The 14,924-nt window shown below is 58.5% G+C and carries 15 protein-coding genes; 10 read left to right on the top strand and 5 right to left on the bottom strand.

What is annotated here, in order from left to right:
- Positions 1 to 20: 20 nt before the first annotated feature.
- From VGL70_11745 to VGL70_11700, 10 genes are all read left to right on the top strand, one after another.
- On the top strand, positions 21 to 167 hold the full coding sequence (locus VGL70_11745) for a YHS domain-containing protein (protein HEY3304196.1): 147 nt from the start codon (positions 21 to 23) through the stop codon (positions 165 to 167).
- An 88-nt stretch (positions 168 to 255) separates the two neighbouring features.
- Complete coding sequence (locus tag VGL70_11740; protein ID HEY3304195.1) at positions 256 to 2,310, top strand: copper-translocating P-type ATPase; 2,055 nt, start codon at positions 256 to 258, stop codon at positions 2,308 to 2,310.
- Positions 2,295 to 2,684 carry a cupredoxin domain-containing protein gene (locus tag VGL70_11735; GenBank protein ID HEY3304194.1) on the top strand — a complete coding sequence of 130 codons (390 nt, stop codon included), beginning with the start codon at positions 2,295 to 2,297 and terminating at the stop codon, positions 2,682 to 2,684. The genes VGL70_11740 and VGL70_11735 overlap by 16 nt, the downstream gene beginning before the upstream one ends.
- Positions 2,685 to 2,695: 11 nt before the next feature.
- On the top strand, positions 2,696 to 2,929 hold the full coding sequence (locus VGL70_11730; protein HEY3304193.1) for a DUF2933 domain-containing protein: 234 nt from the start codon (positions 2,696 to 2,698) through the stop codon (positions 2,927 to 2,929).
- Positions 2,930 to 2,961: 32 nt separating this feature from the next.
- The gene (locus VGL70_11725) at positions 2,962 to 3,612 is read left to right on the top strand and encodes an isoprenylcysteine carboxylmethyltransferase family protein (protein ID HEY3304192.1); all 651 of its coding nucleotides are present in this window, start codon (positions 2,962 to 2,964) and stop codon (positions 3,610 to 3,612) included.
- Positions 3,613 to 3,721: 109 nt separating this feature from the next.
- A complete protein-coding gene (locus tag VGL70_11720) occupies positions 3,722 to 6,136 on the top strand; it encodes a heavy metal translocating P-type ATPase (protein HEY3304191.1) in 2,415 nt (804 codons plus the stop codon).
- 72 nt (positions 6,137 to 6,208) lie between these two features.
- Positions 6,209 to 6,463, top strand: a complete 255-nt coding sequence (locus tag VGL70_11715; protein HEY3304190.1) for a BrnT family toxin — start codon at positions 6,209 to 6,211, stop codon at positions 6,461 to 6,463.
- Complete coding sequence (locus tag VGL70_11710) at positions 6,450 to 6,755, top strand: CopG family antitoxin (GenBank protein ID HEY3304189.1); 306 nt, start codon at positions 6,450 to 6,452, stop codon at positions 6,753 to 6,755. Before VGL70_11715 ends, VGL70_11710 begins: the two co-directional genes overlap by 14 nt.
- A gap of 37 nt (positions 6,756 to 6,792) precedes the next feature.
- On the top strand, positions 6,793 to 7,314 hold the full coding sequence (locus VGL70_11705) for a hypothetical protein (GenBank protein HEY3304188.1): 522 nt from the start codon (positions 6,793 to 6,795) through the stop codon (positions 7,312 to 7,314).
- A gap of 264 nt (positions 7,315 to 7,578) precedes the next feature.
- Positions 7,579 to 9,318 (top strand): tetratricopeptide repeat protein, encoded by a 1,740-nt coding sequence (locus VGL70_11700; GenBank protein ID HEY3304187.1) that lies wholly within the window; start codon positions 7,579 to 7,581, stop codon positions 9,316 to 9,318.
- A 22-nt stretch (positions 9,319 to 9,340) separates the two neighbouring features.
- Here VGL70_11700 and VGL70_11695 read toward each other — a convergent pair whose 3' ends face one another.
- The 5 genes from VGL70_11695 to VGL70_11675 all read right to left on the bottom strand — a co-directional run.
- Positions 9,341 to 9,559, bottom strand: a complete 219-nt coding sequence (locus VGL70_11695; protein HEY3304186.1) for a PGPGW domain-containing protein — start codon at positions 9,557 to 9,559, stop codon at positions 9,341 to 9,343.
- A 51-nt stretch (positions 9,560 to 9,610) separates the two neighbouring features.
- The gene (locus VGL70_11690) at positions 9,611 to 10,231 is read right to left on the bottom strand and encodes a hypothetical protein (protein ID HEY3304185.1); all 621 of its coding nucleotides are present in this window, start codon (positions 10,229 to 10,231) and stop codon (positions 9,611 to 9,613) included.
- Positions 10,232 to 10,564: 333 nt separating this feature from the next.
- On the bottom strand, positions 10,565 to 11,752 hold the full coding sequence (locus VGL70_11685) for a DEAD/DEAH box helicase (protein ID HEY3304184.1): 1,188 nt from the start codon (positions 11,750 to 11,752) through the stop codon (positions 10,565 to 10,567).
- A gap of 167 nt (positions 11,753 to 11,919) precedes the next feature.
- The gene (locus VGL70_11680) at positions 11,920 to 13,449 is read right to left on the bottom strand and encodes an AbgT family transporter (protein HEY3304183.1); all 1,530 of its coding nucleotides are present in this window, start codon (positions 13,447 to 13,449) and stop codon (positions 11,920 to 11,922) included.
- A 92-nt stretch (positions 13,450 to 13,541) separates the two neighbouring features.
- Positions 13,542 to 14,924, bottom strand: a 1,383-nt coding sequence (locus VGL70_11675) for a nicotinate phosphoribosyltransferase (GenBank protein ID HEY3304182.1), incomplete at its 5' end; no start/stop codon positions are given.

Raw genomic sequence — 14,924 nt, 5'->3', positions numbered from 1 at the left:
AAATAAAAGGAGGTAACGTTATGGCAAAAGATCTTGTCTGCGGAATGAATGTAAATGAGAAGGAAGCGGCAGGCACTGCCGTTTACAAGGGCAAGACTTACTATTTTTGCAGTAATTCATGCAAGGTGCGGTTCGAGAAAGAGCCGGAAAACTACGTAGAGAGCTAAATTTTGTTCAACCGTCAAGTGACGAGAGGAATGGCGAAAGCTAACAATGTACAACTCTTCACCTAGTAGCTCGGCAGAATACAAAACGGTGCATTCGCGGGCACCGTCCGGTCAGGAAGGAAAAGATGAGGAAGCCGAAGAGCGTGAGCGCGAGTACCGCAGCCTCATGCGAAAATGGTGGTTCGGCGCCGTGGTCGGAACCTTCACGATGATTATGAGCTACCCGTGGTTGTTTCCCGTCCTTCGCGACTGGTTTCCGCGCGAGAGCCATAGTCTCTGGTATGTGTGGGCGGGAATGGGAGTCGCTGCGCTTGCCGTGATCAGTTATAGCGGTTGGCATTTTTTCACCGGCGCCTGGCAAGCGCTCAAACATCGCTCTGCCAACATGCACACGCTGATTGCGCTCGGCACGGGTGTGGCGTGGATTTACTCCACTGTTGCGCTGCTCTTGCCGCAGATTTTTCCGTCCGGCGTTCTCACGGACGTTTACTATGACGTTACCGTGGTTGTTATCGCTCTTGTCGATCTGGGCCTCGGGATGGAGCTGAAAGCTAAAGGAAGAACCTCCGAAGCAATTAAAAAACTTATCGGCCTTCAGGCCAAGACCGCCCGGGTGGTGAGAGACGGAAAAGAGGTAGATATACCGGTGGAAGAGGTCCTGGTCGGGGATGTCGTCGTTGTCCGGCCGGGAGAAAAGATCCCCGTGGACGGCGAAATCGTCGAAGGCGCTTCCGCTGTGGATGAATCGATGGTAACGGGCGAATCGCTGCCTGTCGAAAAGAAGATCCCTGACGAAGTGATCGGCGCCACGATCAACAAGACCGGCGCGTTCAAATTTCGCGCGACAAAGGTCGGCAAAGACACGGCGCTCGCCAATATCATCCGCATGGTTCAGGACGCGCAAGGATCGAAAGTTCCGGTCCAAAGAATTGTCGACGTCGTGTCCGGGTATTTCACTCCGTCGGTTGCGATTCTGGCGATTCTCGGCTTCATGGCCTGGTACACGTTCGGTCCCGAGCCCCGCCTTGCATTCGCTCTCATCGTAGCTGTTACGACGCTCATTATTGCCTGCCCGTGCGCCCTCGGCATGGCGACTCCGATGTCGCTGACAACCGGCGTTGGACTTGGGGCGCTGAACGGCATTCTCATCCGCGGCGGCGAGGCTCTCCAGACTGCGCAGGGCCTTGAGACCGTCATCCTGGACAAAACGGGCACGATCACACACGGGAAGCCGGTCGTTACCGATGTTGTCGTGATGCCCGGATTTGATGAGACTCTGGTGCTGCGCCTCGCCGCAGGGGTTGAGAAATCCTCCGAGCATCCGCTCGCGTCCGCTATCGTCGAAGGCGCGGCCGGTCGCGGTCTCACTCTTTCAGACGCCGAGAGCTTCAACGCCATCCCCGGACATGGAATCGAGTCTCGCATCGAAGGCCGCAGCTTGCTCGTCGGCAATGTCAAGCTCATGCGAGACCGCAAGGTTCAGCTTGACGGACTCGAAGCAACCGCCGTGAACCTGGCCGATGATGGAAAGACGCCGATGTACGTAGCCGTCGATGGAAGAGCCGCCGGAGTCGTAGCCGTCGCCGACACTGTCAAACAGGATTCGAAGCAAGCGATCCAAAGCCTGAAGGCGATGGGGCTGGAAGTGGTCATGATGACGGGGGACAACGAAAGAACGGGAAAAGCCATCGGCAGGCAGGTGGGAATTGAAAGGGTTTTGGCGGAGGTCCTCCCTCAAGACAAGGCTTTCAACGTGCAGAAGCTGCAACTTGAAGGAAAGAAAGTCGCGATGGTCGGAGATGGCATCAATGACGCGCCCGCGCTGGCGCAGGCCGATGTTGGATTGGCAATTGGGACGGGAACCGACGTAGCGATCGCCGCTTCCGACATAACTCTAATCAAAGGCAGTCTTCGCGGGGTCGTTATGGCGATTCAGATCAGCCGAGCAACGATGCGCAACGTCTACCAGAACCTCTTCGGCGCCTTCGTCTACAACGTGCTCGGCTTGCCGATCGCGCTTGGCGTCTTGTATCCGTTCTTCGGCCTGCTTCTTTCTCCGCTCCTCGCGGCGATTGCCATGTCGTTCAGCTCCGTCACTGTGATCGGCAACGCGAACAGGCTCAAACGATGGAGGGCGTCATGACTTGGGACAGGGTTATTGTTGACATCGCCGGGCTCGGGCTGATCGGTTTTATCGTCTGGTTTTTCTGGCTCGTGAAGACAAAAGGCGTGAAAGCGGCTCTCACGAGCGCCGGCTATCAAGAGCAAATGGTTCTTGTGAAAGGCGGCTACACTCCAGATGTCATCGTTGTGGAGCATGGAAAACCGGTCCGGCTCAATTTTGTCCGCCAGGAATCCGTGTCGTGCAGCGAGATGGTACTTTTCCCAGCGTTCAACAAAAGTGCCAGGCTCCCGGAAGGTGAAACGGTTCCGGTCGAATTTATGCCTAAGGATCCCGGCGAATATGAGTTCGCGTGTCAGATGGGCATGTTTAAAGGCAAGTTGATCGTAGAATAGGAGGGAAGATCATGCCTACGGAACAAATTTCGCGCCTGGGCGGCTGGGTTCTTTCGAGAAGCGGTCTTATCTGTCTCGGCTTCCCTGCCATCGTAGCTTTTTTTCTCTGGACGGAACATAGAGCGCATCTGCTGGGCATCTTGCCGTACGCCTTGCTGCTGCTTTGCCCGCTCCTGCACTACTTGATGCACGGCAGGCATGGAGGCCGCGGGCAAGATGACCAAACCCATATGGAACACAAGTAGGGCTCCTGGGGACAACCCGAAGGAGGTCTGAAATGGAAGAATCACCCGCATACGGTTTGTGGTCTTTGGTCGTGATCAACTCGCTCGTCTTCATCATCTTCGCTTTCAGCTTCACGAAGCCCCGCACGGAGCGGGATTGGCGCTCGTTCGGCGCCTTCTCGGCGTTCATCGTCGCTCTGTTCGTCGAGATGTACGGCTTCCCGCTGACGATCTATCTCCTGTCCGGCTGGCTCGTCAGCCGCTATCCGGGCGTGGATTTTTTCTCGCACGACGCCGGTCATCTGTGGAACACGATTTTCGGCTGGAAAATCAATCCGCATTTCGATCCACTCCACATCTTGAGCAACGTTCTTATTTTCGGCGGCTTCATCCTGCTGTCGGCCTCGTGGAAGGTGCTGTACGAAGCGCAGCAGGCGAACAAATTAGCAACCGCCGGGCCATACGCTTACATGCGCCACCCGCAGTACGCCGGCTTTATTGTCATCATGCTCGGATTTCTTTTCCAATGGCCGACGCTGGTTACGTTGATAATGTTCCCGATCTTAGTGACGATGTACGTTCGTCTTGCCCGCAGAGAAGAGCGTGAAGTCCTTGCTGAGTTCGGTGAGCGATACGGACGGTACATGGCCTCCACACCGTCCTTTTTTCCGCGTTTGATGAAACCCGCGCAAAATCACGCGTAAATTGCGCCGCCAAAAAAGCGCGGAGCAAAAACCGAAGCGTAGCATTTCATCTTTGAAGCGGGTGAATTTCCAAGTACAGTAGTAGAGGAGGATAAGCGGAGACAATCCTATGGCGGTCGATCCGGTTTGTAAGATGGAGGTGGATGAAGCGACTGCCGCGGCAAAGACCGAGCACAGTGGCAAGACGTATTACTTCTGCCATCCTTATTGCCTCGAGACGTTCAAGAAAAATCCCGAAAAATATCTTTCCTCCCAGCCGGAGCTTCCCTTAGAACCGGTGAAAGAAACTCCTCCGGGCGCGGTGTATACGTGCCCGATGGATCCCGAAGTGCGGCAAGCGAAACCGGGAGCTTGCCCGAAGTGCGGCATGGCGTTGGATCTGCTCACCGTTGCGCCGGCAGCGACGCGCACCGAATACGTCTGCCCGATGCATCCTGAAATCGTCCGGCCGGAGCCTGGCTCTTGTCCCATTTGCGGCATGGCGCTGGAACCAAGAACGGTGACGCTCGAAGAGCAGCCGAATCCCGAGCTCATCGACATGACGCGCCGGTTCTGGATCGGCGTGGTTCTTACCGCGCCGATATTTTTCTTGGCCATGTCCGACCTCATTCCTGGCCGACCCGTTGAGCGGCTGTTGCCGATCGGGCTTCTCAATTGGATTCAGCTTTTCCTAGCAACGCCGGTCGTTCTCTGGTGCGGCCGGCCGTTCTTCGAGCGCGGCTGGGCCTCGATCATGAACCGCAGCCCGAACATGTTTACGCTCATCGCCATCGGCGTCGGCGCCGCGTACGTCTACAGTGTCGTTGCGACGATTTTTCCGAATTTGTTCCCGGAATCGTTCCGCATGCACAATGGCGAAGTCGGTGTCTACTTCGACGCCGCCGCGGTCATCACGACTTTGGTGCTGCTCGGTCAAGTGCTCGAACTCCGCGCGCGCAGCCGGACGAGCAGCGCCATCAAAGCGCTGCTGGGACTCGCTCCCAAGACCGCGCGCTTGATTCATGACGACGGTCGCGAAATAGACGTCCCGCTGGACCGCATTCGTCCCGGAGATCGCCTGAGAGTACGCCCCGGAGAAAAAATTCCCGTCGATGGCGTCGTCCTGGAAGGCGCGACTTCCGTCGATGAGTCGATGGTTACCGGCGAGCCGATTCCGATGGAAAAGACCGCGGGCAGCAAGGTCACCGGCGGCACGGTGAACGGCACCGGCAGCTTCGTGATGCGGGCGGAGCGCGTCGGGAGCGAAACGCTGCTCGCGCAGATCGTGCGCATGGTGAGCGAAGCTCAGCGTAGCCGCGCGCCGATTCAAAAACTAGCGGATGTCGTTGCCGGTTACTTTGTTCCGGCGGTGGTCTTCATCGCGATCGTCACGTTCATCGTCTGGAGCATCGTCGGTCCGGAGCCGCGGATGACGTACGCCCTCGTCAACGCCGTCGCGGTGTTGATCATCGCGTGCCCGTGCGCTCTTGGTTTAGCCACGCCGATGTCGATCATGGTCGGTATCGGGCGAGGCGCTGGCGCCGGAGTCCTGATCAAAAATGCCGAAGCCCTCGAAGTCATGCAGAAGGTGGACACGCTGGTCGTGGACAAGACGGGAACGCTGACGGAAGGCAGGCCGCGGGTCACGTCCATCGTCACTCTCGAAAACGGCGATGAGTTGGAGGTCCTTCGGTTGGCGGCGAGCCTGGAGCGCAACAGCGAGCATCCTTTGGCGGGCGCGATCGTATCGGCCGCCGAGGAGAGAGGAGTGACATTCTCCGCCGCGTCTCAGTTTAAATCTCTGACCGGAAGAGGAATCGTCGGGTTAGTGGATGGTAAAACAGTCGCGCTCGGCAACAAAAAGCTGCTCGATATTCTGGATATCAGGGCGGGAGAGTGGAGCGATCTTGCGGAGAAGCTTAGACAGGACGGACAGACCGTGATGTTTGTCGTCATTGAAAACACCGTCGCAGGTTTGCTCGGCGTGGCGGATCCGGTCAAGCGGAGCACTCCGGAGGCGATTCGGATGCTGCACGTGGACGGCGTTAAGATCGTCATGCTGACCGGCGACAACCGGACCACCGCCCAGGCGGTCGCCAAGAAGCTCGGCATCGACGAATTTGAGGCCGAGGTATTGCCGGAGCAAAAATTAGCAGTGGTGAAGCGCCTGCAAGCCGAGGGACGGATGGTCGCCATGGCGGGCGACGGCATCAACGACGCGCCGGCGCTGGCGCAAGCGCAAGTCGGCATCGCCATGGGAACGGGGACCGACGTGGCGATCGAGAGCGCGGCGATTACGTTGGTCAAGGGCGACCTGCGCGGGATCGCCAAAGCGCGGCGCTTGAGCCGCGCCACGATGCGCAACATCCGCCAGAATCTTTTCTTCGCTTTTATCTACAATATCTTGGGCGTGCCGATCGCCGCCGGAGCGCTGTATCCATTTTTTGGATTGCTCTTGAGCCCCGTCATCGCCAGCGCCGCCATGACCTTCAGCTCGGTTTCCGTCATCAGCAATGCACTGAGGTTGAACAAGCTGGAGCTTTAGAGTCAAAGCGTGAACGGTTTTCCGCAGAGATCTGGTAGCTAAGTGGAAGTTCGTGAGATCATATAGCTCGATGTGTTCGTTGAAAAGCTTTGGCGAAAGCACCACGTCCGCATCGAGGAAGTTGAAGAGGTTTTCTCAGGGCGACCACGTGTCAGGAGGGTTGCGCGTGGAAACGTGGCTGGGGAAGATGTATACTCCGCAATGGGAAAGACAACAGGAGGGAGATATCTCGCAGTTTTCTTTGTTCTCAAGACCTCCGGACGCGCACTCGTTGTTAGCGCGCGCGATATGAAGCCCAGGGAGCGACGACAATATGGAAAAAAATAAGAAAGGACCGATCCCCAAGCGCTTTCGGACGCTCGAACAGGCCGGAGAATTCTGGGACGCCCACGACCTGGGAAACTACTGGGATCAAACCGAGGAAGTGGAGATGTCGTTTCGACTCAAGCGCAAGCGCCATCTTTTTTCTATTGAGCCTGCACTCGCCCGAGAATTACACGCGGCTGCCAAATCCCGGGGAGTAAGCCCGGAGGTGATAGCCAATAAGTGGCTACGCGAGATGCTGGCTAAAGAGCGTGCTCTCCGCAAACGAGGAACAACCCCCCGGACTGCGGCCTGATAAGCCACCCTCCCTGTTCGTACGAACGAGTTGCGTTATGCGGGCACAAGCTTTCTGGAAAGTTGTGGTGGCTGACCAAACGGACTTTTTGAGCCGGGTGATCGAGCTGCTGACCCAGCGCAGCATTCGTTATTGCGTGCTCGGCGGACAAGGCGTCAACGCGTACGCAGAACCGGTTGTAAGCCTTGATCTCGATATGGTCATTGCTGTGGATCAACTCCCGAAGGCCGAGCGGTTGCTGGATAAGGAGTTCAACGTTGAACGGTTCGCTCATAGTCTTAAAGTCTCTGCCTCTGGCTCCGATCTGCGGGTCCAGATTCAGACTGATCCGCGGCATGAGGCGTTTCTAGAGCGCGCCGCAGTGCGCAATGTTCTTGGACTGCGCTTGCCCGTCGCCAGCCTTGAGGATGTTCTTCAAGGGAAAGTCTGGGCAGTGCTCGATCCCGCCCGTCGGTCCAGCAAGCGACAGAAGGACCTGGCCGATATTTCGCGGTTTCTTGAAGCCCACCCTCATCTCCGCCAGAAGATTCCCGCCGAAGTTCTGGCTCGGCTGCTGTAGACGAGCGCCTAAAGGGGCGCTGCACTATCGTAACTGCGGAGCGCTCTATCCTTTCTTCGGCATCCTCTTAAGCCCCGTCATCGCCAGCGCCGCCATGACCTTCAGCTCGGTTTCGGTCATCACCAACGCACTGAGGCTGAATAAGTTGGAACTGTGATGCTGATTCAGCCCGGCTCTCTTTGCTGTGGCATTTTATCCATAGTTGTTGTATGACTCCGCCCATAAGCAGCCACCGCAATGACAAAGTCTTCATTGGAGGCCGACATGCGCAACAGAGGAGCTTTCCCTTTGTTCATGGGCGTCTCAATGTCGCTTTTCCTCGGTGCCGTCGCTTACGGCGGCGCCCCGACCGCATCGCCTGAGAAACTCACGGGAAATTACCAGGGACCGGTAGCCGAACGTCCGAGCCATGAATCCGGCGACTACTGGATTTACGTAAAGCCCGGCGGCGACCGCTTTAGGGTCGAAAGCGGGAATATCATGTTGAACGTGGAATTTCCTCTGCGCGTGGGTGGAATCTGGAAGTACAGGAGCGGCGCTTTGTATGAGGGCCAACCGCAGACCAGTAAGGCGACCCGCGCGACTGTAGAAATAGCATGCGAGGCAACCGCCTTTAAAACCGTCACCGTGGCGGCCGGCAGCTTCGAGGCCTTTGAATGCCGCTGCGAATGTAATGTGATCGGTAGAGCGGGGCGGGATAAAATTTGCGGTGAATGGATCTTGTGGTATGCGCCGCGGGTTAAAAATGTCATCAAGACAAAAGCCGAAAGCACTGCCAATACGTTCGAGCTCGCCGACTACAATATTCGGGATCATCTCGCACAGCCGAAGACGGCACAGGACTTCTACAACCGCGGGCTCGGTTATCGAAGGAAAAAAGAATACGACCGCGCCATCCAGGACTTTGCCGAGGCGATCCGCTCGAATTCCAACTATGCGGACGCGTTCAACAGCCGTGGTCTTGCCTACGCCGACAAGAAGGATTACGACCGCGCGATTCAGGACTACAATGAAGCGTTACGGCTCAATCCGACCCACGTTTTTGCTTTCAACAATCGCGGCAACGCCTACCTCGACAAGAAACAATCGGATCTCGCGATAGCGGATTACGATCGCGCCATTGCTTACGATTCCAACTATTCGACCGCCTACTTTAACCGCGCCCGCGCTTACTCGGCGAAAAAAGATGATGAGCGTGCATTGCAGGACTATGAAATGGCCATCCGTATAAACCCGAAGTATGCGGCTGCTCTCTACAACCGCGGCAACATCTATCGCGCGAAGAAGGACTATAACCGCGCGATAAAGGACTATGACGAGGCGATCCGGTCGAATCCTGCCGACGCCATGACGTTCAACAATCGCGGTATCGCTTATCGGGACAAGGGCGATGACGAGCGGGCGATGGCGGACTATGACCAGGCGATCCAGTTAAAGCCCGACTACGCCCTGGCCTTTAGCAATCGGGGAAACATTTTTCGCAGTCGAGGCGACTATGACCGGGCCATCCAGGACTACGACGCCGCCGTTCGTCTGGATCCGAATTACGCCGCTGCGTTCGGCAACCGCGGGCGCGCGCGCTTCTATCAAGGACGTTTTGACGCAGCGGTGCTTGACCTCGCGAAAGCTTTCGACCTTCAACCTTCGAGTCTGTATCATGCGGTTTGGCTTTATCTTGCCGAAACGCGGGCCGGACAAAATGGCCGACCCGGTCTGGAGAGTCGCGCCCCACGACTCAACCTAAAGAATTGGCCTGGCCCCGTGATTAACTTTTATCTTGGCAAGATTGACGAGGTGGCGATGTATGCGGCGGCGGAAGACGTCGACGCGAAAAAAAGATCCGAGCGGATCTGCGAAGCGAACTTCTTCGCGGCCGAGGGTAAAGTTCTCAAAGGCGCAGTCGCCGAAGCCGTTCCGTTGCTGCGTGCCGCGGCAGAGGATTGTCCTCCAAACTTCACCGCGAAGAGCGGTGCGCGAGCCGAGCTCAAGAGGCTCGGTCAGTGATCATTACATCGCAAAAAACTCCTCACTGTCGCATATTCTGGATTTTGCTTTTTACTCTGTTGAGCAGCCGGCGGGCCCAGACGAGTTCGGTTGCGAGAATGGCCAGGCCGAGGGGAATGACGAGAATGGCGGGGCCGGGCAAGACCAGCATGGCGACTCCGCCGAGAAGAACCGTGAAGCCGACGACGATGACGATCAGTCGTTTTGCTTGTCTTAGAGTTTCGATGATGATCGGACTCATGAATCACTCTGCTCGGTCTTCAGTAACTTGATTGCGGCAGGTCCTCGGCGATCACGATGAGTGGATTTTGGCGGCTCGGTGGAAAACCGCGACGGCTCTTTCACTTTCAAAACTCTTCCCCCACACTTTTCGGCCATGTTGTTGGAAGAAATGCTCGACTTGCCTGCGGAAGAGGTAGAGTTGAGTCGAACGCGGGCTTGAACGAAGGCACTCCCCACACAGCCGCGCCAAACCAGACCAAGATATTTTCTGCCGCTTTAGCACGGTCACCAGGTCCTCGACGTCTGAATCCAGATAACGCCCCAGCTTGTAGACGGCCCAACATTTTGGATCGAGGAGATGAACGGAAAGCAAACTAAAACGTTTGTAGAAGCGCGTTTTCGTTTTTGCCTTTGGGATCGCCACCTGCGACCAGCGGTCGATATCTGTGGAGTATTGAACCGCCACTCCAGCTTCTCGCGATGCCATCGCCACGGCAGCTTCAACTTCGGAAAAGAGAGCGGGATCGCCGGCCGACATGACCAAGCTGAAGTCGAGGTCGCCAGTCGGTCGGCTTCCTCCAAGCAGCATGGCCTCGCCGCCGCCCGTCAAAGTTAATTTTGCGGCAGAAGGAAGATGGCGGGCCAAGGACGAGAAAAACCTGTTAAGGTCAACGCGTCTGAGAGCGGCCATTTACGCTTTGCGTCAGCACCCGTGAGGCCAGGTGTTTCTCGATGCGACGGAGAAGAGAGTTTAATATTTCACGGTCCAGTCGTGATTTGTCGGATTTATGGCTGCTGCGCGCGCGCGCGACCCCAGGAGCCTCGCTGGCCGCCAAGCGGTTTTTTAGGAGTCCTGCGATCGCGTCGGCGACCCGATCCAATCTTTTTCCGTGGCCACGACGGCCGGATACGACCGCCCGCGCGATGAGATCAAGGGTATGTCTGTCGAATTTTTCCATTACCACGCAGGTTATCACAATGCAGTGGAGCGATACAGCCCGACCCCTCTAGGCGCGGCTCAATCTCACCACCGGCTTTTCCGACGTCCGCGCGCGCCGAACGGAGGCGGCGGCGCTTTTTCAAGCAGGCGCGTGTATTTGTAGGGGAAGCCTTCCAGCTTGATGCGCGGAATCGTCTGGCCGATGAAGCGCTCGATCGCGGCGATCTCCGGCAGGTCCTCGGCGATCACGATGGTGAAGGCGTCGCCGGCGGCGAGCGCGCGGCCGGTGCGGCCGATGCGGTGGACGTAGTCCTCGGGATGATGCGGCACGTCGAAGTTGATCACGTGGCTGATCTGCTCGACGTCGAGGCCGCGCGCGGCGATGTCGGTGGCGACCATGACTTCGTAGCGGCCGTTGCGGAAGCCGTTCAACGCCTGCTCGCGCTCGCGCTGGGTGCGGTTCGAGTGGAGCACGGCGACGGCGTGGCCTTCCTGATGCAGCTTGCGCGCGACGCGGTCGGCGCCGTGCTTGGTGCGACAGAAGATCAGCACCTGATCGTACTCGGTGCGCTTTAATAGCTCTTCCAACAATTCCTGTTTCTGGTCGCTCGCCACGGGATAGAACGCGTGCGTTACGGTCTCGGCGGGCGCGCGGCGCTGGCCGATCTCGACGGTCTCGGGGTTCTTGAGCGCCCATTTGCAGAGCTGCTCGATCTCGGGCGGGATGGTCGCGGAGAACAGCATCGTCTGGCGCGCGCGCGGGCAGCGCTCGACGATGCGGCGCACGTCGGGCATAAAGCCCATGTCGAGCATGCGGTCCGCTTCGTCCAAAACGAGAATTTCGATCTTGTCGAGCCGCACCATGCCGCGTTGCATCTGATCGAGCAGACGACCCGGCGTCGCGACGAGAATGTCTACGCCTTTCCTGAGCGCTTCGTCTTGCTTGCCGTAGCCGGTGCCGCCGAAGACGACCGTGGTGCGCAGGTTGGTGAAGCGGCCGTAATCGCGAATCGCCGTCTCGACCTGCGCGGCGAGCTCGCGCGTGGGCTCGAGCACGAGCGCGCGGAGCGCGCCGGGCTGCGCCAGGCGCGAGAGGATCGGCAGCGCAAATGCTGCGGTCTTGCCCGTGCCCGTTTGCGCGCAGCCGATGAGGTCGCGTCCCGACAGCACAATCGGAATCGCGCGGAGCTGGATCGGGGTCGGATCGGTATAGCCGGCGGCGAGAACGCCTTCGACGACTTTCGGCGAGAGACCGAGTTTGGAAAATGGCATAGGGGTTTCCTCAGTAATATTCCTCCGATCGCCCTTCGACTGGCTCAGGGCCTGCCCTGAGTTCATCGAAGGGGCGAACGGACCAGACCGTGGAGTCGGTGACGACCTTCCGTTCATGCTGAGCGCGTCGAAGCATGAAGAGGGATTTCAGGCGGCTCATATCGGTTCTAAGAAGGAGGATAAGTCAGGGAAGCGCCGGGGCCAAGAGGGATGCCGAACAAAAACCAGACGACAAGTAGCAGCGTCCAACTGACGGCGAACGCGATCGAATAGGGGAGCATCATCGCGAGGATGCTGCCCAGGCCGATCTTCGGTTCGTATTTTTGCGCGAAGGTGATGATGAGCGGCATGTACGGCATGAGCGGCGTAATGATATTGGTGAACGAATCGCCGATGCGGTAGGCGCCTTGCGCCAGCTCGGGTGAGTAACCCAAGATCATTAACATCGGAACGAAGATCGGACCGATCACGGCCCACTTGGCCGACGCGCTGGCGAGAAAGAGATCGATGAGCGCGCAGACGAGAACGAACAGAACGATCAGTGTGATCCCGGTCAGGCCGGAGGCTTTGAGCAGTCCCGCGCCGCCGATGGCGGTGATCAGCCCTAAATTGGACCAGCCGAAATAGGCGATGAACTGGCTCGCCACGAATGCGAGGGCGATGTAGCTTCCCATCGTGCCCATGGTGTCGCCGATCATTCTCGTCGCGTCGCGGTCGCTCTTTATGGTTCCCGCGGCGAGGCCGTAGGCAACTCCGGGAAAGAAAAAGCCGAGCGACATGATCGCTACCAGTCCCTGGAAAAACGGCTCGAGGCCGCCTTTGGCGTCGCGCAAAAGACCATCGGCTGGAACCGTGAGGGCGAGCAGAACAATCGTCTCGACGAGCAATGTAAGACCGGCCGCCAGGAGTCCCCGCTTTTCCTCGCGACCCAGGGTCGTCAGAGACTCTTTCACCGCACCTGAATACGGCCCAAGTCTGGGCTCGACGATCTTGATCGTGACCCAAACGCCGACGACGGTTTGCAGGAATGCCGATGCGATCATGAAATAGTAGTTGGCGGTTATCGGCACGGTATATTTGGGGTCGTAGAGGCGCGCGGCCTCTTGCGTGAGGCCGGCGAGCAAAGGGTCGAGCGGCGTCAAAAAAATATTGCTGCTGAATCCTCCGGAGACGCCGGCGAAGGCCGCGGCGAGCCCGGCGATCGGATGGCGCCCGACGCTGGCGAAGAGAAGCGCGCCGAGCGGAATGAGGATCACGTACCCTGCATCCACGGCGAGATCGGCGTTGACGGCGGCGAAGACCAAGGCAGTCGTCAAAAGCCACGGCGGCACGCCGGCCACGAGCCCTTTCAACGCCGCCGAGAAAAGCCCGCTCTGTTCGGCAAGTCCCACGCCGAGCATGGCGACGAGTACCGTGCCGAGGGGCGCGAAGCTCGTAAAATTCGTCACCGCTTTGGTGAAGATGTTCTGAAGGCCCTGGCGGTCGAGAAGGTTGACGGCCGCAACCGTCTTGCCGGTCGCCGGATGCGCGGCGGCGGCGCCGAGTGTTGAGGCGATCCACGATAGGATGAGAACGGCGACAGCAAAGAGAGCGAAGAGCGTCAGCGGGTCGGGCAGCCGGTTCCCCCACCGCTCCACCGCGTCGAGCGCGCCTGCGAGTAATGCCCGGGGTTCTTTGTCGCTTTTCTCTTTAGCCACCTCGGTCGGAGTACTATGACGGTCTCAAAAAAACAAGCCGTAGCGCGCTTAGACACGCCCGCGGTTGAGAGCTGAGAGGGAAATAATTCGGCCTAATTTTTTCCTGCGGCGCGTCGTGTTCGAATGGCGGGTTCCAGCTCGGCTTCGGTCACCTGGCGGGAGATTTCCTCGTTGAGCTGCTTGAGCCGCGGGCTGATTTCCACGGGATACGGCTCCGGATCTCGAATCGCTTTGGTTGTTTCGTCGAGCAGCTCGAACTCGGCGAGAAAACGCTCGCGGATTTCTTTGAGCGACGGATAGGTTCCTTGAGTCTTGCCGTTTACCATCACTTTTTTGAGCAGCGGCTCGGCGCCGGGAAGTTTCTCGGAGCGAAGAGCAATCACGTCCTTTTTTAATCTTCGCTGCCCGTCGACCACACGGAAGATCTGTTTCGGACCCGGCCAGTAGGCTTTGCCGGAGCTGAGCTTCAGCACCGGCCTGCCGTTCTGTTCCACCAATTTATAGGCCATGTCCAGCCACGGCGCGTCGGCGGAGACGCCCATCTTCGTTCCGACGCCGTAGCTGTCATAGGGAACGTCGGCCTTGGCGAACTCAGCCAGGTCGTATTCGTCCAAACCGCCGCTGCCGATGATTTTCACGTCGCGGAAGCCGGCGTCGTCGAAGATTTTCCGGACGGCGCGCGCCAGCGCGGCGAGATCGCCGCTGTCGATGCGGACGCCGCGGAGCTTCCGGCCGCGCGCGGCCATCTCGCGGGCGACTTCGACCGCTTTTTGGGCTCCCGCTATCGTGTCGTAGGTATCGATCAGCAAAATCGAATTGTCGGGAAAGCTTCCGACGAAGGCGCGAAAGGCGTCGATCTCGTGCTCGAAGCTCGAGACAAAAGAATGGGCCATCGTGCCGACCACGGGGATGCCGTACTTCCGTCCCGCGAGGACGTTGCTGGTGCCGGCGCAGCCGGCGAGGTAGCTCGCTCGCGCGACCTTGATGCCGGCGTCGATTCCGTGCGTCCGGCGCAAGGAAAAATCCACCACGGTCCGGCCGCCGGCGGCGTGGATGCAGCGCGACGCCTTGGTCGCGATCAGCGATTGGAGATTGATCTGATTGATCACGAAGGTCTCGGCGATTTGCGCCTCGATGATCGGCGCGGTGATCTCGACGATCGGCTCATCCTTGAAAAAGAGCCGGCCCTCGGCAACCGCCCAGACTTCGCCGGTGAACCGGAGACGCTGGAGATAGTCGAGAAAATCGCCGGCGAACATGCCCGTCGAGTGGAGATAGTCGATCGCCGCGGGGCTGAAGGAGAAGCTTTCGAGAAAATCGAGCACGTCTTTGAGGCCCGCGGCGACAAAGTAACCGCGGTTGGGCGGATAGTCGCGGACGAACAGGCTGAAGGTCGAGGGCGCGACCCTGCCGCTCTGAAAATAGCTCTGCGCCATCGTGAGCTGGTACAGGTCGGTCAGCAGGGCGAGATCGGT

It is taken from the genome of Candidatus Binatia bacterium (genome assembly GCA_036504975.1).
In the GTDB taxonomy this organism is placed as follows: Bacteria; Desulfobacterota; Binatia; order UBA9968; family UBA9968; genus JAJPJQ01.
Note: the sequence above shows the minus strand (reverse complement) of the source record. Positions and strands in the feature narration are given on the sequence as shown.